The organism is Pseudomonadota bacterium (genome assembly GCA_039028155.1).
In the GTDB taxonomy this organism is placed as follows: Bacteria; Pseudomonadota; Alphaproteobacteria; order SP197; family SP197; genus JANQGO01.
Map to the genome: position 1 here is coordinate 18883 of JBCCIS010000020.1, position 18278 is coordinate 37160.

23 protein-coding genes are annotated in these 18278 nt (G+C 64.7%); 22 read left to right on the plus strand and 1 reads right to left on the minus strand.

The features are described from left to right. Positions 1-25: 25 nt before the first annotated feature. From AAF563_12345 to AAF563_12450, 22 genes are all read left to right on the plus strand, one after another. Positions 26-592: a hypothetical protein gene (locus AAF563_12345; protein MEM7122064.1), complete on the plus strand. Its 567-nt coding sequence runs from the start codon at positions 26-28 to the stop codon at positions 590-592. After that, positions 593-2617, plus strand: a complete 2025-nt coding sequence (locus AAF563_12350; protein ID MEM7122065.1) for a hypothetical protein — start codon at positions 593-595, stop codon at positions 2615-2617. Between the two features lie 5 nt (positions 2618-2622). Then, a complete protein-coding gene (locus AAF563_12355) occupies positions 2623-3054 on the plus strand; it encodes a hypothetical protein (protein ID MEM7122066.1) in 432 nt (143 codons plus the stop codon). Next, the gene (locus AAF563_12360) at positions 3054-3581 is read left to right on the plus strand and encodes a hypothetical protein (protein MEM7122067.1); all 528 of its coding nucleotides are present in this window, start codon (positions 3054-3056) and stop codon (positions 3579-3581) included. Before AAF563_12355 ends, AAF563_12360 begins: the two co-directional genes overlap by 1 nt. A 37-nt stretch (positions 3582-3618) precedes the next feature. Next, the gene (locus AAF563_12365; GenBank protein MEM7122068.1) at positions 3619-4329 is read left to right on the plus strand and encodes a hypothetical protein; all 711 of its coding nucleotides are present in this window, start codon (positions 3619-3621) and stop codon (positions 4327-4329) included. Next, positions 4319-5152, plus strand: coding sequence for a hypothetical protein (locus tag AAF563_12370; GenBank protein MEM7122069.1), 834 nt, complete (start codon positions 4319-4321; stop codon positions 5150-5152). Before AAF563_12365 ends, AAF563_12370 begins: the two co-directional genes overlap by 11 nt. After that, positions 5145-5399 carry a hypothetical protein gene (locus tag AAF563_12375; GenBank protein MEM7122070.1) on the plus strand — a complete coding sequence of 85 codons (255 nt, stop codon included), beginning with the start codon at positions 5145-5147 and terminating at the stop codon, positions 5397-5399. The genes AAF563_12370 and AAF563_12375 overlap by 8 nt, the downstream gene beginning before the upstream one ends. 131 nt (positions 5400-5530) lie before the next feature. Next, complete coding sequence (locus AAF563_12380) at positions 5531-8356, plus strand: ADP-ribosyltransferase domain-containing protein (GenBank protein ID MEM7122071.1); 2826 nt, start codon at positions 5531-5533, stop codon at positions 8354-8356. Continuing rightward, on the plus strand, positions 8353-8580 hold the full coding sequence (locus tag AAF563_12385; GenBank protein MEM7122072.1) for a hypothetical protein: 228 nt from the start codon (positions 8353-8355) through the stop codon (positions 8578-8580). Before AAF563_12380 ends, AAF563_12385 begins: the two co-directional genes overlap by 4 nt. A 289-nt stretch (positions 8581-8869) precedes the next feature. Further along, a complete protein-coding gene (locus AAF563_12390; protein MEM7122073.1) occupies positions 8870-10027 on the plus strand; it encodes an ADP-ribosyltransferase domain-containing protein in 1158 nt (385 codons plus the stop codon). Further along, positions 10024-10284: a hypothetical protein gene (locus tag AAF563_12395; GenBank protein ID MEM7122074.1), complete on the plus strand. Its 261-nt coding sequence runs from the start codon at positions 10024-10026 to the stop codon at positions 10282-10284. Before AAF563_12390 ends, AAF563_12395 begins: the two co-directional genes overlap by 4 nt. A 42-nt stretch (positions 10285-10326) precedes the next feature. Beyond that, entirely contained in the window at positions 10327-10581 is a 255-nt protein-coding gene (locus AAF563_12400; protein ID MEM7122075.1) for a hypothetical protein, read from the plus strand. A 104-nt stretch (positions 10582-10685) separates the two neighbouring features. Continuing rightward, a complete protein-coding gene (locus AAF563_12405) occupies positions 10686-10967 on the plus strand; it encodes a hypothetical protein (GenBank protein ID MEM7122076.1) in 282 nt (93 codons plus the stop codon). Positions 10968-11590: 623 nt separating this feature from the next. Then, positions 11591-12400 carry a serine protease gene (locus tag AAF563_12410; GenBank protein ID MEM7122077.1) on the plus strand — a complete coding sequence of 270 codons (810 nt, stop codon included), beginning with the start codon at positions 11591-11593 and terminating at the stop codon, positions 12398-12400. Next, entirely contained in the window at positions 12393-12593 is a 201-nt protein-coding gene (locus AAF563_12415; GenBank protein MEM7122078.1) for a hypothetical protein, read from the plus strand. The genes AAF563_12410 and AAF563_12415 overlap by 8 nt, the downstream gene beginning before the upstream one ends. Positions 12594-12847: 254 nt before the next feature. Then, complete coding sequence (locus AAF563_12420) at positions 12848-14038, plus strand: tail fiber protein (protein MEM7122079.1); 1191 nt, start codon at positions 12848-12850, stop codon at positions 14036-14038. Between the two features lie 64 nt (positions 14039-14102). Further along, complete coding sequence (locus tag AAF563_12425) at positions 14103-15527, plus strand: hypothetical protein (protein MEM7122080.1); 1425 nt, start codon at positions 14103-14105, stop codon at positions 15525-15527. 13 nt (positions 15528-15540) lie between these two features. Further along, positions 15541-15870: a hypothetical protein gene (locus AAF563_12430; GenBank protein ID MEM7122081.1), complete on the plus strand. Its 330-nt coding sequence runs from the start codon at positions 15541-15543 to the stop codon at positions 15868-15870. A gap of 91 nt (positions 15871-15961) precedes the next feature. Next, positions 15962-16129 (plus strand): hypothetical protein, encoded by a 168-nt coding sequence (locus AAF563_12435; GenBank protein ID MEM7122082.1) that lies wholly within the window; start codon positions 15962-15964, stop codon positions 16127-16129. Position 16130: 1 nt separating this feature from the next. Continuing rightward, positions 16131-16484, plus strand: a complete 354-nt coding sequence (locus tag AAF563_12440) for a hypothetical protein (GenBank protein MEM7122083.1) — start codon at positions 16131-16133, stop codon at positions 16482-16484. A gap of 1 nt (position 16485) precedes the next feature. Next, on the plus strand, positions 16486-16731 hold the full coding sequence (locus AAF563_12445; GenBank protein MEM7122084.1) for a hypothetical protein: 246 nt from the start codon (positions 16486-16488) through the stop codon (positions 16729-16731). Further along, positions 16731-16898 carry a hypothetical protein gene (locus tag AAF563_12450; GenBank protein MEM7122085.1) on the plus strand — a complete coding sequence of 56 codons (168 nt, stop codon included), beginning with the start codon at positions 16731-16733 and terminating at the stop codon, positions 16896-16898. Before AAF563_12445 ends, AAF563_12450 begins: the two co-directional genes overlap by 1 nt. Here AAF563_12450 and AAF563_12455 read toward each other — a convergent pair. Further along, positions 16895-18169: an MFS transporter gene (locus AAF563_12455; protein MEM7122086.1), complete on the minus strand. Its 1275-nt coding sequence runs from the start codon at positions 18167-18169 to the stop codon at positions 16895-16897. The two genes, AAF563_12450 and AAF563_12455, sit on opposite strands and share 4 nt — an antisense overlap. Positions 18170-18278 lie beyond the last annotated feature (109 nt).

Below are 18278 nucleotides of genomic sequence, written 5' to 3' on the forward strand. Positions count from 1 at the left end.
GTCTTTTTTCATTGGGGAGACAGGCATGGCTTCTGTGGTCGGGATCTGTAACCGGGCGCTGGCGCTGATCGGCGAGGAGCCGATTACGGCGCTGACCGACGAGAGCGAGGCGGCAAGGCGCTGCGAGTTGCTGTATGCGGATACGCGTGACGCCGTGTTGCGCGCCCATCCGTGGAACGCGGCCGTGGCGCGCGCCGAGCTGGCGGCACTGTCGACGGCGCCGGCGTTCGGCTATGCGCATCAGCACAGCCTGCCGTCGGATTGCGTGCGGCTGTTGCGGCTGAAGGCCGACGACCGGCGGGTCGAGTTTAAGGTCGAGGCGGGCAGGCGGGTGCTGTCGGACACGACGCCGCTGCAGGTGCTCTATATCAAGCGCATCGAGGACCCCAACGAGTTCGACATTCTGCTGGTCGACGCGATCGCGGCCAGGCTCGCCCATGATCTCGCCTATGCGCTGGCCGGCTCGGCCTCGCTCGCCGGGCAGATGTGGGAGATCTATCAAAGGAAGCTCGTCGAGGCGCGTAAGGCCGACGCCCAGGAGGGCACGGCCGAGCAGCTCCAGGCCGACGAGTGGCTGGACGCGAGGTTCTAGATGGCGCGCGTTTCCCCGATCACGACCAACTTCACGGCGGGCGAGCTGTCGCCCCAGCTTGAGGGCCGGGTCGACTTCAACAAGTACTTCAACGGGCTTTCGGAGTTCCTGAACTTCACCGCCAAACCCCATGGCGGGGCGGTTCGGCGGAGCGGGTTCCGCCATGTCGCGGCGGTCAAGACGGCGGGGCAGGCGACGCGGCTGATCCCGTTCGAGTTCTCGACCGTGCAGGCCTATGTGATCGAGATGGGCGATCAGTACATGCGGTTCTACCGCAACGAAGGCCAGATCGTGGATGGCGGGGCGGTGGAGGTCGCGACGCCGTACCTGGAGGCCGAGCTGTTCGACGTACAGTTCGCCCAGTCGGCGGACGTGCTTTATCTGGTGCACCCGAACCACGAGCCGCGCAAGCTGGAACGCACCAGCCATACGAGCTGGACGCTGTCGGTGATCGACTTCACCGACGGACCCTATATGGACGACAACACGACGGCGACAACGCTTGATCCCTCCGCGGCGACGGGGACGGGGATCACGATTACCGCCTCGGCGGTGACCGGCATCAACGGCGGCGACGGGTTCAAGACGAGCGATGTCGGGCGCCTGGTGGCGATGGAGCACAGCGGCACCTGGGGCTATGCCAAGATCACCGGCTTCACCAGCACGACGGTGGTGACCGCGGATGTCGTCAAGGACTTCAACGGCGCGACGGCTGTGACGACCTGGCGGCTGGGCACGTGGTCGGACACCACGGGCTGGCCGGCGACGGTGACGTTCTATGAACAGCGGCTGATGTTCGCCGGCGCGACCGACTTTCCGCAGCGGATCGACGGTTCGAAGATCGCCGATTTCGAGAACTTCACGCCGGGCACCAATGACGACGATCCGGTGAGCTACACCTTGGCCGCGGGCGAGGTGAACGCGATCCGCTGGATCAACGCGGGCCAGGTGCTGTTGATCGGCACGGTGGGCGGCGAATGGATCATGCGTTCGACGACGGCGGGCGATCCGCTGACGCCGACCAATGTGAACGTGCGCCGACAGACGACCTATGGCAGCGCGGCGATCCGGCCGCTGCGCATCGGCAACGCCGTTCTCTTCATGCAGCGGGCGGGCCGGAAGCTGCGCGAGCTGGTCTATCAGTTCGAGACCGACGCCTATGTGGCGCCGGACCTGACCCTGCTGGCCGAACATGTGAGCGAGGGCGGCATCACCGACATCGCCTATCAGCAGGAGCCGGACAGCGTTGTCTGGTGCGTGCGCGCCGACGGCACGTTGCTGGGCCTCACCTATGACCGGCCGCAGGATGTGGTCGGCTGGCACCGGCATACCGTCGGCGGCTCGTTCGGTGGCGGTCAGGCGGTGGTCGAGAGTGTCGCGGCGATCCCTAGCCCGGCGGGCACGGCGGACCAGTTGTGGATCGTTGTCAAACGCACGGTGGGCGGCGCGACCGTGCGGTACATCGAGTTCATGGAAGACGGCTTCGACGGGTCGACCGCGGCCGAAGACGCGTTCTTCGTCGACAGCGGATTAACATACTCAGGCGCGGCGGCGACGGTGATGTCGGGCCTGGATCACCTGGAGGGCGAGACGGTGTCGGTGCTGGCCGACGGCGCGGTGGTGCCGGACAAGGTCGTGGCGTCCGGCCAGATCACGCTGCCGGACCCGGCGACCAAGGTGCATGCGGGGCTCGCCTTTACATCACGGCTGAAGACCATGCGGATCGAGGCGGGCGCGCAGGACGGCACCGCGCAGGGCAAGACCAAGCGCATCCACCGCGCGACCGTGCGCCTGTTCCGCACGCTGGGGCTGAAGATCGGCACGGACGCGGCGAAGCTGGACACGGTGCCGTTCCGCACCGGCGCCGACACGATGGACTCGGCGCCGCCGCTCTTCACCGGCGACAAGCGCGTCGCGCTGCGCGGCGGCTGGAACACGGAAGGCCGCGTCGTCATCCAGCAGGATCAGCCGCTGCCGATGCATGTCATCGCGCTGATGCCGCAACTGCAGACGAACGACCTCTAGCCAGCGTGCAGCTTGTTCCCTTCAAGGCCGCGCACGCGGATCTGTTCGAGGCGCGCTGGCCCGGTTCGATCGAAGGCGGCGCCAATCCCGATGCGCTGATGGCCGGCGAAACGCTGGGGCCGGCCTGGACGCTTGTCTGCGATGGGCGTGTGGTCGGCTGCGGCGGCGTGATGCTGCTGTGGGCGGGCGTCGGCGAGGGCTGGATGCTGCCGGGGACCTTGGCCAACCGCCACCGCTTCGCCATGCACCGGGCCGTCGCGCGCATGCTGAACGAGGTCCAGACCATGAAGCGGCTCAACCGCGTGCAGACCGTGGTTCACGTCCACTATCCCCGGAGCGTCCGCTGGCTGGAGCGCCTGGGCTTTCAAAACGAGGGACTGATGAAAAAGTTTGGTTTGAACGGCGACGACTACTGGCGTCTGGCGAGGGTCGTCTGATGGGCCCGGAATTGGTTCTTCTGGCCGCCACGGTCGTTTCGGCCGGCGCGGCTGTGGCACAAGGCGTCCAGGCGTCGAACGCGGCGAAGGCGAACGCCAAGGCGCTGGAGGCAGACGCCATTGCGACCCAGCAATCGGCGCGCCTGCAGGAACAGCAATCACGACGCCAGACAGCGCGGCTGTTGGCGACGCAGCGAGCGCGCTTTGGCAAGGCCGGCGTGACGCTGCAGGGAACGCCGCTTCTGGTGCAGGACGAAACGGCGGCCGAAGGTGAACTGGAGGCGCGCATCATCCGCTTTGGCGGCAATGTCGACGCGACATCGCTGCGCAACAGTGCGGCGGTCCAGCGGTCCGAGGCATCGGCGCTGCGCACGGGCGGGTTCCTGAATGCAGGGCAGACGTTGCTTGCGGGGGCGGACGCCGGAGCCTTTGGTTCGCGCGGGCGCACGACGGCGCCGACCGGACCTAAGACCAGCCGAACGGCTAGCTCTCGCATCACGCTCGGCACCGGTTCCTCGTTTGCATGACCAGACATTGTGTTCACCCACCATGGAGACAGCGCTGATGACATCGAAGAAAGCCGCGGGCGACGTGCTGGCGCTATTGGCGGCGAAACGGGCGGAGGCCGAGGCGCGACTGACCGAGGTGCTGAACCGGCACAACGAGGCCGAAGAGAAGATCCGCGACCTCCAGCTGGACGCGCTGGACGACCCGCAGGTGCGCGGCGAGATCGTCAGCCTGGAACGCCGGACACGCGAGCTGCGCCGTGAGCGCGAATGGTTGGAGGCGACGCTTGCCGAGATCGGCGAACTGGAAGCGCTGGAGGCCGCGCGCGACGAACAGGTGGCGCGCCGGGGTTCGGAGGCCAGCGCCAGGGCGCGCATGGACGAACGGCTGAAGCTCGCCAAGAAGATGACCAAGCAGATGACCGTGCTGGCCGAGACCTATCAGCGTTACGACGCGCTGGCCGGCGAAATCGTCGATGCCTGGCCGGACCCGGTGCGGCGCAACGCCTCGCCCTTCAACAGCGCCGCCGAACGCGACCAGTTGCGCGTCGGCGCGGTGAAGCTGGGGCTGGGCTGGCTGGTCAACGGTGGCGCGATCCCCGAATCGATCCTGGACAAGCGCCCGGATGTCGCGGCGGCGGCTAAGCAAAACGCCGAGCAGTTCATCGCCGCGCACGGCGTCGACCACGCGCTGCCCAGCGTGAGCGAACGGCTGAAGAAGAAGATGCGCACGTTCTATGGCGCTGAGGAGATTTGCGATGACGCGTGACGACACGGTGGTGGAGACGGCGATGCCCGCCGCGACGGCAGCGCCCGATGCGAGCGGCGATGCCGCGCCCGGACCGTTGCCGCAGGAGACCGCGCTGCAGACGATCATGCGTGATCCCGATTATCAGAGCCGCAGCGCCAACCCCGTGCGCCACGAACAATTGGTCCAGCGCGCGCTTCACCTGCGCCAGGAAATGCTGGGTGTTGATGCCGAGGCGACAGCAGCGGACGAACCCCCGCAGGGCAAGAGCGATGACGCGGCCGGGTCGCCGGAAAGCCCCGACGATTACGATCTGCCGCGGCCGAACCTGAGCGACGGTGCCACGTTCGACGACGACCTGGCGGCGACCGCGCGCGGCTGGTTTCACGATGCCGGGTTGAGCCAGACGGAAGCGCGCGCGGTCTGGGACCGCTTTCACGCGCACAGCCTGAAGGCCGTGGCGACTACGCCTGAGGCCCAGGCCGCCGCGCGCGAGAGCGCCGAGCGGACACTGCGCCGGGAATGGGGTGCCGCCTATGAGAAAAACGTCGGCCAGGCCGAGGCTCTGGTACGTTCGGTCGGTGGTGAAGGGCTGGTGGCGCTTCTGGATCAGACCCGCGCCGGCAACGATCCGGCCCTGGTGCGCCTGGTCGCCTCGCTCGCCGAGCGTGGTGTCAGCGGGCTCACCAAGGACCGCGCGGCGCTGGAGCTGGCGCGGGTGATGGGCGAGGCCGCCTATACCGACCGCTTCCATCCCAATCACGGCGCGCTGGTCGACCGCGCCTTTCGCTTGAATGCCCATCGCGCCAATGGGCAGCGCGCAGGCAGCGGGCACCATGGGTGAGGTCATCCGTTTCCCCGGCCCCGGCTGTGCGCGGCCGACCGGCGAGAGAGACACCGCCTGGCGTGAGCGCGTGAAGGCACTGGCGAAAGAGAAAGGTCGATCCCGAAGGTTCGGCGTGGGGCCGCCGGCGCCTGAGCCGGAGATCGATCAAAAAGCGCAGGCTGAACTGGAAGCGCGGCGCATTCGCTTTGGTTACGACAGCTGGATCTGGCGGCCATCGCCGGACGACGACGGCAGCGCGGCCTGACACCCAGCCAAACCACCATGAGATTGAGGAGCCGCGACAGCGCGGGCCCTTTCTAGGACGTCCTTATTGATGGAGCACATCATGACGACGACAACGACCATGACGCGACCGGGCACCGGGGAGATCTTCCCATGCCTGTGATCCCGCGTTTCTTGACCCAGGCGCAATTGCCTAAGAAGTCGGGCCTTGTGCAGCAGGACCCCGAGAGGGCCTCGTTCCTGGCCGGTGAGGTCGCCGACGCGGCCGTGCCGCTTGCCGAGAGCCTGGAGGCGATCATGACCAAGGGCCTGTTGAACGGTGGCGGTAACGATCCCGCGGACCAGGTTGCCGCGTTGAACACACCGGTGCCGCAGCCGGCGGCCGACGATCGTCCGCCACACATCGCCAATCTGACAGACGAGATCTATGTCACCGGGCGGGACCGGGCGTTGTCGCGTCAAGTACGCGACATCCTGGTACGTCGGGCGACGGAAGACGACGATCCGGCATCGCCGACCTTCACGTCCGGTGTCGAGCGTGCGGTGGCCGAGGCGCAGCAGGCCGACCGCGCCGACCGGCCGGCGGGCATCTCCGACGCCGCGCTGCTGAACCGCGAACGCCACGACGCGGCCATGCGCGCGAACGCTGTGGTCAAGGCGCAGGCCCTGCAGGACCGCGAGGTGATGGACCGCGCCATGGCCGAGCTGGACGCATCGGCCGATAGCCTGGTGCTGGCCTCGCGCGCCGGGGGCGACTTGGAGACATCGTTCGAGGAGGTGCGCGAGCTGGGCGAACGGTTCACCCCGGGCCTGGGCGCCGATGTGGTTGACAACTTCATCGCGAACACACACCGCGAGCTGATTGAGGCCCACGTGCTGGGCCTGGTCTCGCGTGGCGAGATCGACGCGGCTGAGGGTGTGTTGTCGCAATATAGCGGTGAACTACCGGACGGGCAGGCGACGTTCCTGGAGCGTAGTATCGAAAGTGGTCAAGAGGCGCTTGAGCGGGCCGGGAAGAGCGAGCGGCGGCAGCGGATGCTGCTGCTGACGACCCGCGCCAAGGCGGGCGCGGATGTCGGCTGGCAGGCGGACCAGTTGGCCGAAGACGGCGTCATCAGCCCGGCGGAGCGGCGCCAGCTCGCGCGGGTCACACGTGAGAGCGCGGAACGCCAGGCCGAGCGGGAGCGGCTGATCGACCTGGCCGGCGACGCCGCCGCCGGCGGCGCGCCGCTGGACGCCGGCAACCGCGAGCACCGCCTGGCGGCGGAGCTGTGGTACGCGGCCGAGGGCGAAGCGCTGTTCGCCGGTCTGGACCCTGAGGCACGCATCGATACGGTCGCGCAGGCGGTGTCGGGCCTGGGTCATGTGCCCGATGATCTGCACCGGGACCTGGTGCTTGATCTCAGAAGCGCGGACCCGGCGGTGGCGCTCATGGCATCGCGCGAGATCGCGGCGCTGCGGGAGGCAGCGCCGGCGGCGGCGGGTGCCGCGTTCACCGACGGCGAACTGGCGCGCGCGGGCACCGTCATCGCGCTCGATGGCCACGGCACCGACACCCTGATCCCCAATGCCGATGCGCTCGCGCCCGTTGAAGCGCCCGAATTGCGCACGGTCGCGGCCTTTCGTCCTGACGCCGGAGCCGGAAAGGCGGCGTCCGGTTCAGCGGTGCGTGATGCCCTCGAAGAACTAACCGAGCTCGTGAGCAGCGAAGCCTCATTCGATGAAGCCCGAGCAAACGCGTTACTCGATGCCATCGAGCCCGCACCTACGGCGATCAATGCCGCAGTACTTGGCCCTCTTTTTGCGCGGCTCGCACAACTCGTCGCAAAAGGCATCAAGCCTGCACGCCGATTTCTGGAGCGTCTCGTGAGATGGATTACCGTCGAGCCCGATGACTTGACCGAGCGCGGTACACCGCTCCTCGAACCGCCGGACGACTCCGCCGACGAGACGGATCATACCCCGATACCGCTTCCACAGGAGTCTACTGACGAAGGCTCCACGACCTCAACCGACAGCACACAAGCTGAAGACGGCGCATCGACTGGTGGTGACGAGTCAGGCGGCAGCAGTGCGACGACTGGCGGTGACGGGTCGGGTGCCGATGGTGTGTCGACTGGTAGCGACGCGCCCGGTGGCAGCGATGTGGCGACTGACAGTGACACGTTAAGCGGCAATGGTGTGTCGACTGGCGGCGAGTCCGCCGGTGGCAGCGGCGTGCCGGCCGACGGTCGTACGTCAGGCGGCGGTCGTGGTGGCTCAGGTGGCGGCGGTCTACCGATCGACAATCGCACTTCAGGCGGCGGTGGCGGTGGGTCAGGCGGCGGCGGTTTGTCGACTGGCGGCGGAGCGTCAACCGGCGGTGGTCAGTCCGGCGCGAACGTGCCGCTGCCATCGGTGGACGAGCGCAAACAGGCATTTCGAGACGCCATGGGCTTGGACTATCAACTGCACTTGGACGACGCAAATCGCGATCGCCGCGTGAGTTCCGATGATGATCCTCTCGACGACGAGCCGAGGACGGCGTTCAATCTCTACACGACGGAGAAGATCGGCAGCGGGGATTCGACATACCTGCTTGTCAACGATGCGCTTCGCGACGGAACCGTTGGCGAGGACCCTAGGATCGATGCGATCATCGATATGATGGATTTGGGTGTCGAACAGCTTCCGGCATTTGAGGGAGAGGTCTTTCGTTCCGTTGACCTGGAGCCCGATCAAGAAGCGAAGCTGTTCCCTGGAGGCACCTGGGTCGATCCTGGCTTCATGAGCGCCTCACTTGACGAAGCGCGAACACCGCGTGGTCGAAAGTACATGTTCATCATAACGACCCATTCTGGCTGTGACATTGCGCCGTACGCGCGATCCGACTTCGAGCAGGAGATACTCATCCCCCGAGGCACCGAGTTCGATATCACTTCGGTTGAACCCCAGCCTGATGGTACAATCCACGTTGAACTTGTGGAGAAAGAGCCATGAAGTTTGGAACCGTGAAGAACCTCACGGAGCACCAAAAGAAGCGTCAAAAGGAAAGGAAAGCGTTCGCCGAGCGATTGATGAGGGCGCCAAAGGTCGACCCCATGGAACATCCACTGTTCCGTCGTTGGGCTATCGAGGATGAGCACCGTATTGCCAAAGCGAAGGCAAAGCGAGACAAGCGGGAAGCAGAAGAGCGCACGAACAAGGACAGCGACGAGCGCTGATGTCCTTGGCTGTTTGTCGTGAGCGATGGTGTGTGCTTCGCACATTCGAACTAGAGCCATGGACAACACGACATAGGTTGAAACTCGGGTTTGGCCTGCAGGCAACTTAACTGGGGTCGACCGAAGAGTTCAGCCTGTTTCGCTCACGTGGGCTTTCACCTGACCATGAGGCGCTGTCGAGAGCATCCATGTTCTGAATGAGCTGACGGGTCTTGTTGAAGGGCCGGAGATCCCGGCCGAGAACTACCGCACGATCAAGGTCCAGAACTGGACGACCGACGAGAACGGGGTGCCGGTCTCCGCCGAGATCGTCGACCTGGAGACCGGCGACGTCGTCGAACTGGGCGCCGACGAGTTCGACAAGCTCGGGAGGCTGATCGAGGAATACATCCGCTCCGACGGCCGGATGGGCGAGGACACCCGCGAGCTCGTCGGGTTCCTGTTCGAAATCCTGCCGGGCACGGGCGAGGTGATCAGCGCCGTCGACGCGATCGACGCATTCGCGATCGCGGTGAGCGCGTTGGCGGACGGCGACACGGACCGCGCGCTGGACAACCTGCTGCGCGGCACGATCTCGACCCTGGGGGCGGTGCCGCTGCTGGGTCCGGGCGTGCGTCTGACCAAGGGCGTGCTGAAGCTGCTGCCGGGCATGCGCAACCTGGTGCGGCGCATGCGCGGGCTGGACGAGGTCGCGGATGCGCTGAACGACCAGGCACTACGGCTGGGCATCAACATCGTGGCCGCCGGCAACCGCCGGATGCTCGACGGCGGTACACAGGCCGAAGGCGATCTCGAGCAGATCCCTCAGTCATCGACGCCAGAAAGCACCGATGATACGCCACCGCGACTGGTGGGGCTGAGCGATGAGGGAGTCGAGGCTTTCATGACGAGCCATGCGCGAAGCCTAGCCGTGAAGGCCGGCGGGCCGTTCTCGTCTTTGACCGACCCGCAGGCTTATGCCCTTCACGTCTACACGCGACGTCCGCTTGATCCATTCACGCTGAATGGGGAACAAGTCGCGGTCTCGATCCACGACGAACTGAACAGTGCGAAGCGTGGGTTGATTCCGATGACAGATGCGTTGTCGTCGTTCTCCGACGATCTGGAGTCGGCACTTCTGAGCTTGCCGACCACGGGGCAACAAACTTTCTATCGTGTCGCCAGTTTACCCGACGCGTTGATTGAAGAGATTCGACTGAAGGGAAGTATTGACGATGCAGCTTTCATGAGCGCGTCGCTTTTGGAGGATAGGGCTTTAACCTACACCGGTAATGTCTATATGAAGATAGAAGCATCGAGCGCGCGGTACTTTTCGCCAATGGCGTTCAACCCCCTCGACGAGGAGGTGCTGTTCTTGCCGAAGACGAGATTTATCGTGACAGAGTTTGTTGAGGGAGGTGGTCCGGAGGGACGTCTGCTCATCAAACTGAGGGAGGTCGTTGAATGAGAAAGGGAGAGAAGTGGTTCAATCCAAGCCTGTCCGACGAAGAGCGTCGAAGATTGGAAGAAGAAGACAAGGAGCTCATTCCCAGGCTGCAGAGGTTACCGAAAGTCAAGCCAACGAAGTCAGGCGAAGTTGGCTTTCGCCCCCTAAAGATAGGTGAACCGGCGCCGGAGACGCCTCACGAAAAGTGGAAGCGCGAGAAAGCCGAGCGACTGGCGAAAGGGCCGGGCAGCAACAAAGATACGAACGAGGATTCATAGAACGACGCCTAGCGGTGGTGACGTCTCTGAGGAGATAACAGCATGAGGCCGAGGAAGGGTAAGGTCTGGTACAATCCGGAGCTAACGGAAGATGAACGGCGTCAACGAGATCGCGAGTATCACGAGCTCATGGATGGCGTGACGGACAGACCTGAGAAAAAGAACAAACAAAGGCTCGATGTTGAGTTCGAGTTTGTGCGACCGGGCGAGCCTCTGCGGCAGACGGCTTACAGACAGTGGCGAGCTGAACAGGCGGCGGAGAACGTGAAAAAGGGAAGTAGTGACGGCAATGGCTGAACGCAAATGTGGCTTTCGGCCCACTACATGTCTTCAGTCGTCGTGATGGGTAATGCGCGGAGCGCAGGTTGAGCAACGTTAGCTCGCCTTGAGGAGATTCCCACATGAGCGGCGAGAAGAAAGATAATGTCTGGTACAACCCGTCTCTGACGGAAGAAGAACGCCGCGACCTTGACCAGGAATGTCAGGAGTTCATCGACCTTCTTAAGGATGTGCCGGACAAGAAGAACAAGCCGACACTCGACGTCGGTTTTGAAGCGGTGCACCCGTTCACGACAAAAAGGGTGACGGCATTTCGACAGTGGTGGGAAGAGAAGAAACGCGACGAAGCGGAAGAAAGCCGCCGCACAGAGAAGCGCGACGGCCAAAGCAAGAAAGACAGCTGACTGAGCGCCACTAGGTGGTTGCGCCTCCCAGGCCTCCATCATCTTGCGATGCCTGAGGTTACGTCCAAAACCGCACTGGGAGAACGCGAGGCGTGACATAATCCGAGGACGCCGCGCCGTCAAACCGGCCGCCACGCCCAGTGGTGTCCGCTGATCGAAACGTTCACTGCGATGCAGCGTGCGTTCTCCAGCGCTGGATCGTTTGCCAAGTGCCCGGGCCTCCACGTCCGAAACGTCCCAGTTTTTTAGGCTGATGGCCCGATCACTTAGCAGCCACACAACACGCCCGAGATGAAACGTCCAAAACGAACCGAGCGATTAACTCGGTGCCCCGATCGTGCCAAAGCACCGCATGCCCGAGGTTTGACGTCCGAAACGGCCCGAATCCAAAAAATCGGGATCCCGATCATGCGATAAACACCCCAGCATACGCCCAAGACGTGCTGGAGAACGCAGAGCGAACACTAGTGTGATCTGAACTGTATGTCAAATACGGATGTGTCGCTCTTAAGAATACAATCTTAGATAAGCGCTGGCTTGAGCCGATCGCGGGACCCACCGCCCGTACCCAGGCGACCTACGCGTTATCCGAACCTCCTTCAAACATCTGGGATCACTCCATCATGCGATGCCTCAGAACCCTTGGGCTGGCCGCGCTGGCCGCCCTTTTTGTGACCGCGGGCGCAGCCGGCGGCGGTGCGCGCGCGGAGACCGAGCGCGAGGCGCTGATCGAGACCTTTGCCGCGGTCTCGCCCTCGGTCGGTGCGCTCTATGCGCTGGAAAGCGACGGCGACCTGAAGTTCCTGTGCACGGCGACGGCGGTCGACCGGCATCAGGGGCAGACGGTGATCCTGACCGCCTATCACTGCCTGCAGCGCGGCGTGAGCTATCTGATCAATTTCGGCGACAACAATCTGCGCCCAGTGACCGCGTGGAAGATCCCGCACTATGCGGTCAACGCGGATGCCTATCCGCGCGCCTATGGCGAGCCGGAAACGGATATGGCGCTGTTCCTGATGGCGGGCGCCGACGTGCTGGTGGCGCCGCTGGCGGCCGGCAGCGGCCACCTGGTCTATGGCGCCAAGCTCGCCATTGTCGGCTATCCGCTGGGGGTGTCGAAGATCGTCTATGAGGGCATCGTCGCCGGGCGGTTCGAGCGGCCGGGCAACGACATGGACAACTATATCCTGATGCAGATCTTCGGCGCGCCGGGCTCGTCCGGCTCCTCGGTGGTGGATGTGGCGACGGGCGAGGTGGTGGGCGTGCTGGTCGCCGCGCGCCAGGCGATGACCGGCCTGCCGGTGATCTTCGCCACGCCCATCGACTATCGCCGGTATCTTATGGCGGTGCATGCCGAGGCGCATGACGTCGGGCCGTCAGCTGTCGGCAGAGATGGTGATGACGGGGATGGCGATGGTTCCGGCGATGACTGAGGACCACTACGCGCGCCAGCAGGCGGCGCTGGCCAACCAGAAGATCGACGACCACGAGGACAAATGCGCCGAACGCTGGCGCGAGGCGCGCGACCAGATGATGGGCCTGAAGCGCGCCCAGTGGTGGATGGTCGCGACGCTCGTCGGCGGCCAGGGTGCTGTGATCCTGTTCCTGGCCGACCGGCTGCTTTGAGGGGTGGGAAAGCGCGGTGCGTTCTCCAGTGCCGGGACAGCCAGAGGTGCCCGAGCCACGTCCGAAACCGAACCGAGTCCGAAACTCAGAGCCCGATCACGTGGTTGCTCCGGCTGACATCAACGATGTCCTGGAGAACGCAGTAAGAACATATGGGTGGCTTGCCGCGACGTTCAAGGCGCGGCGCCGACTATTTGAGGCGCGGTTCCGCTCGGCGACGGCGCGCACTCTCTCATCATGACTTGGAGGACGGCATGACGCTGACCAGCAGCACGGCCAAGGTGTCCTATGCGGGCAACGGCTCGACCACGGTGTTCGCGGTGACCTTCCGGTTTCTCGCCAACAGCGATGTCGACGTGATCCTGCGCAACGCCGCGGGCGTCGAAACGACCTGGGTCGAGAACACACAGTACACGCTGGAAGGCGAAGGCGAGGCCGCCGGCGGCACGCTGACCGTCTTGACCGACCCGGATGACTATACGCCGGCCAGCGGCGAGACCCTGGTGATCCGACGCATGGTGCCGGTGACCCAGGAGACCGACTATAGCGAGAACGACAGCTTCCCGGCCGAGACGCATGAGGCGGCGCTCGACAAGCTGACCATGCTGGCGCAGCAGCTCGACGAGACCCTGGCGCGCGCGGTGACGGTGCCGGTCTCCGATACGGCGGCGAGCATCGCCATGCCGATCGACAGCGCGCGCGCCGGGAAGTTCCTGTCCTTCGACGGTACCGGCCAGCCGATCGCCGCGGCGGGGACCAGCGCGGACCTAACACCGGTTTCGACGTTCATGAACACGCTACTGGATGACGGCGACGCGGCGGCGGCGCGGGCGACATTGGGGGCGCTTGCGAACGTGATGACGACGCGCGGCGACGTCGTGCGGGCCGGGGCATCGGGGGTGGCCGAACGGGTCGCGCTGGGCAGCAACGGCCAGGTCCTGAGCAGCAATGGCACGGACGCGGTTTGGACGTCGCTCCTGCCGGCGGGTTCCATCGTCATGTACGGCGCCGGCGGCGGCAGCGAACCGAGCGGCTGGCTCTTGTGCGATGGCCAGGCGGTGTCGCGCACGACCTATGCGGATTTGTTCGCCGTGATCGCCACGACCTATGGCGCCGGTAACGGCAGCACAACGTTCAATGTTCCGGACCTGAGGGCGCGCTTTGCGCTGGGTACGAACGATGCGGCTCTGCCGAATGGCGCCGATGGTGGGCTAAGCACGCGTAACGAGGGCAATGAAGGCGGCGCCGAAAACCACACGCTGAGCGTCGACGAAATGCCGGCGCATACGCACCAGGGTTTCGACTCACCCGGCGGGACGGCATCAGGTCCGGGCGGTGCCGGCAACACGGTCGGCGGAACGTCGGTTACCGGCAGCACGGGCGGCGGTAACGCCCACAACAACATGCCGCCGTTCACGGTCGTCAACTTTCTGATCAAAACCTGATGGCGCCACGCGCCATTGTCCCGTCGGGAACCGCCTGGCGGTATCAGAGCTTACGGAGAAGCGCATGGCAGTAACAAGCGCGACGGCAAAGGTCTCCTATGCCGGCAACGGTTCGACAACGGTATTCACGGTCACGTTTCGGTTTCTGGAGAAAAGCCACGTTCAGGTCATCCTGCGCGATGCCCAGGGTGGCGAAACCGCATGGACCGAAGGCACGCAGTACACGTTGAGCGGAACCGGTGGTACCAGCGGCACGCTGACGGTCAAGACATCGCCGACGAACTACACGCCGGCGTCCGGTGAGACCCTGGTGATCACGCGCAACGTGCCGCGCACGCAGGAGGTCGACTACGGCGAGAACGACAACTTTCCAGCGGAAACCCACGAGCGGGCGCTGGACAAGCTGACCATGCTGGTACAGCAGCAGGACGAGGCCGCGTCGCGCGCGCTGGTCGTGCCGTCATCCGATACGGCGGCGGACCTGTCCTTGCCGATCGACAGCCTGCGCGCGAGCAAGTTCCTGGCCTTCGACGCGACCGGCAAACCGATCGCCGCGGCGGGCACGACGTCGGACTTTCAGCCGGTGTCGGCCTATATCGATACGCTGCTTGACGACGGTGACGCAGCGACAGCGCGCACGACCCTAGGCGCGGCCGGCCTGACCGGCAATGAGACCATTGCCGGAAACAAGACGTTCTCCGGGGTGACGACGCATAGCGGCCAATCCCGCCTGGCCAAGGGTGCGAACATTGCCAGCGCAGCGACACTGGTCATCGGCAGTGACGGCAACTTCTTCGACGTGACGGGTTCGACCGGTCCAATCACGGCGATGACCGTGACCGCCGGCACGCGCTTCTGGTTGCGTTTTCTGTCGACGCCGATGATCAACTACAACGGAACGAGTCTGATCACACCGCGCGACGCCAACATCACGGTTGAGGCCGGTGACATCTGGGAGCTGTTCGCGCTCGCCAACAATCAGGTGATCGTGACCAACGTGCTTCGCGCCAACGGATTCATGCTCAATTCCGGTGTCATCGGTTGGGCCTGGTCGTTTACGTCGGCCGAGGCGACCGGCACGACGACAATCCCCGACGACGACACGATCCCGCAATCGACCGAAGGCAACGAGATCCGGACTATCAACTACACACCGTTCCGCTCGGACAGCACGCTATGGGTCGACGCCTGGTGGAACGGCGGACATGGTACGAGCTATGTCGAGTTCTGGGGCGCGCTGTTCCTGGATAGCGAAACCAGCGCCCGCCGGGTCGCGGCATCGTCCGGCTCCGCCGCCGCGCAGATGCTCCGACTGCATCTGCAGCATCACCACACCGGCCATAGTGCCGGCGTGCAGCACACGTGGAAACTCAGGGTCGGCTCCGCCAGTGCCGGCACGCTCTACACGAACCGTTCGAGCGACGGCGACAAAGGCGGCGGGGGTTTTACGTCCGGCCTGCGCGTGCTCGAGCTGTTGTCGGCGTACTAGAGGAGCAGACGACATGGCTATCCCACCGCGCAAGATCCCCAATGTCCTGGAATGGAAGTTCGCGGGCGTCGAGGGCATCGAGACAAGAGAAAACGACGACACCGGCGCCATCGAAATCACCGCCTGGCCGAAGGATCAGGGCGCGAAGCCCACAGCGACGCAGCTCGTCAGCTGGTTTTCAGAATGGCGGGCGGCAGGCGAGGACAGGCGGCAGGCCTCGATCGAGGATCGCTTGGAGGCGCTGGAGAAGGCCGCCATCAAGAAGAACGTCATCAGCCGCGCCGAAATCGACGCGGAATTGCCGAGCGACGTCAAGCCACGGGGCGCCGCGCTTCGAACGTAGCGGCGGCGAAACGCTCTTCTATCAAGCACACACCCACAAAGGGCGGTTCTTCGGAGCCGCCCTTTTTCGTTGCAACAACCGGAGAGGTCCCATGTTCACATCGATCGATAAGGCGTTGACCGCGGTCGTCATGGCCGCGGCGTTTCTGGCCAACACGTTCCTCGGCATTGATCTCGGCTGGGATGAACAGACGGTTTCCGTCGTCATCGCCGGCCTGACGCCGATCCTAGTCTGGCTCGTGCCGAACCGGAGCGTTTGATATGCGTAGGTTCCTAAGGCGGCCCCTGGCATGGGCCTGTCTGGTCGCCGCCATGACGGTGACCGGATGCACGGCAACGACCGGCTCGGTCTCTGAGCGCCAGGCGGTGTTCAACAGCCTGACGGATGCCTGCCGCGCCTATGCCGCCGCGCTCAGGGTGGCGGCGGTGGCGCATGCCTCCGGGCAACTTGGCAGCGAACAGGTGCTGACGGTGGATACGGCGCGCGCGGTCATCAATCCGGTTTGCGATGGGCCGGCGCCCGTCGACCCGCTGGCCATTTCCATAGCGCTCTCAACCATCCAGACCTCGCTTTACGAGCTGATCGTCTTGAGCCAATCGGTGGAGGAAACGTGAGATGGCGTTGCCGGCAAGTCTTGTAACGGCCTGGCCCTACATCGCGGCCGGTCTTGAACTCATCCAGTGGACGGTCGGTTTTGTCGGCCGGGCCGGTCGCGGCGAGATGACCGAAGAGGAAATGATCGCCGAATGGGAGGCCCGTGTGCGCACAGACGTCCGCGAGGCCAACCGGCTGTGGCAGGCGGCCAAGGACCGCGATGGCCAGGATCAGACGGTATCAGATCCCACCGACGGTGATGCCTGATGGACGACGACAACGTCATCGTCTTTAAGCCCCAGGTCGAACTGGCGCGCATCGCCTGCCCGGAGTGCGACGAGACCCATTGGCGGCTGTTTTCGGATGGCTCGATCCAGTGTCTTGAGTGTGACCTGGTGCTCGATTCCCACGTCGTCGTCGAGATTGACGACTAGTCTGTCATGGACCGTGGCACGAAGGGCACCAGCGCCAGGCAGACCAGCGCCGTGACGGCGAGGTAAAGGCCGGGCGCGCCGCTCCAGCCGGTGACGTCGACCAGATAGGTCGCGATTAGCGGCGAGGTGCCGCCAAAGAGCGCGAGTGCCGCGTTGTAGCCGATCGACATCGAGGAACAGCGTGCGTCGGCCGTGAACAACGAGACGAACACGGCGGGCATAGTGCCGAGCAGCATGGCCATCAAGAACGCGAGCCCGAGCTGCGCGGCAAGCCCGCTGCCGTAGGTCCCGATGTCGGCGAGCAGCAGAAGCGGCACGACCGCGACCGCGGTCAAGAGCGATGCGATGACGAGCATGGCGCGTTGCCCAATGCGGTCGGAGAGGTGCCCCATGACCGGCGTCAGCGCCATGCCGAAGGCAAGCCCCAACACACCGATGCCCATCGCGTCGTGCATGTCGAGGCCGGCGACCTTGGTGAGATCGGTGATCAGCCAGACGAACACAACGTAGTAGCCGGCCGAGACGATCCAGTTGAGGCCGACGGTGATCAGCATCGGGCGCGACTGGTGCCGGAACGCGTTGACGATGGGATTGCGCAAGATCTGGCCAGCCTTTTGCAGACTGACATAGGCCGGTGAATCCGGCATGCCCTTGCGCACCCACAGGCCGAACAGGCTGACCAGGACGCCGGCCAGGAACGGTATGCGCCAGCCCCAGTCGCTCATGGTCTCCGCGTCCAGCCATTCGGTCACCAGCCAGCCGACAAAGAGGCCGAGCAGGCCGCCGATCATGGCGCCGAAGTTCGACAGGCTGCCCATGAAGCCGCGTCGGCCCGGCGGCGCATGCTCGACCAGAAAGATGATGGAACCTGAGAATTCGCCGCCCGCCGACAAACCCTGAACAAGCCTCAGGACGACGAGCAGGATGGGTGCCGCGATGCCGATTGCCTCATAGGTCGGCAAAAGGCCCATCAGCACCGTCGGCACCGCCATCGCCACCACCGACAGCATCAGCAGATGTCGCCTGCCCATGCGGTCGCCGATGTGGCCATAGATAACGCCGCCGATGGGGCGCGCCACGAAACCGATGGCGAAGACGGCAAATGACTGGACCAGCGAGGTCAGGGGATCGTCGGAGGGAAAGAACAGCGGCGCGGTGATCGGCGCGAGGTAGCCATAGAGCGAGAAGTCGTACCACTCCAGCACGTTGCCGACGACACCGCTGGCCGCGACGCGTTTTCTCTGTGATGGCGATGCACCGTTATCCGGCACGTCCTGGTTCTCAGATGTGGTGATGGGAAAGATGCCCGCTAGGTGAGTTCGAAACGAAGCCTGCCACGCCGGGCCGTGCGGCGCCACGATTCCGTTCCGCTAGACCGCA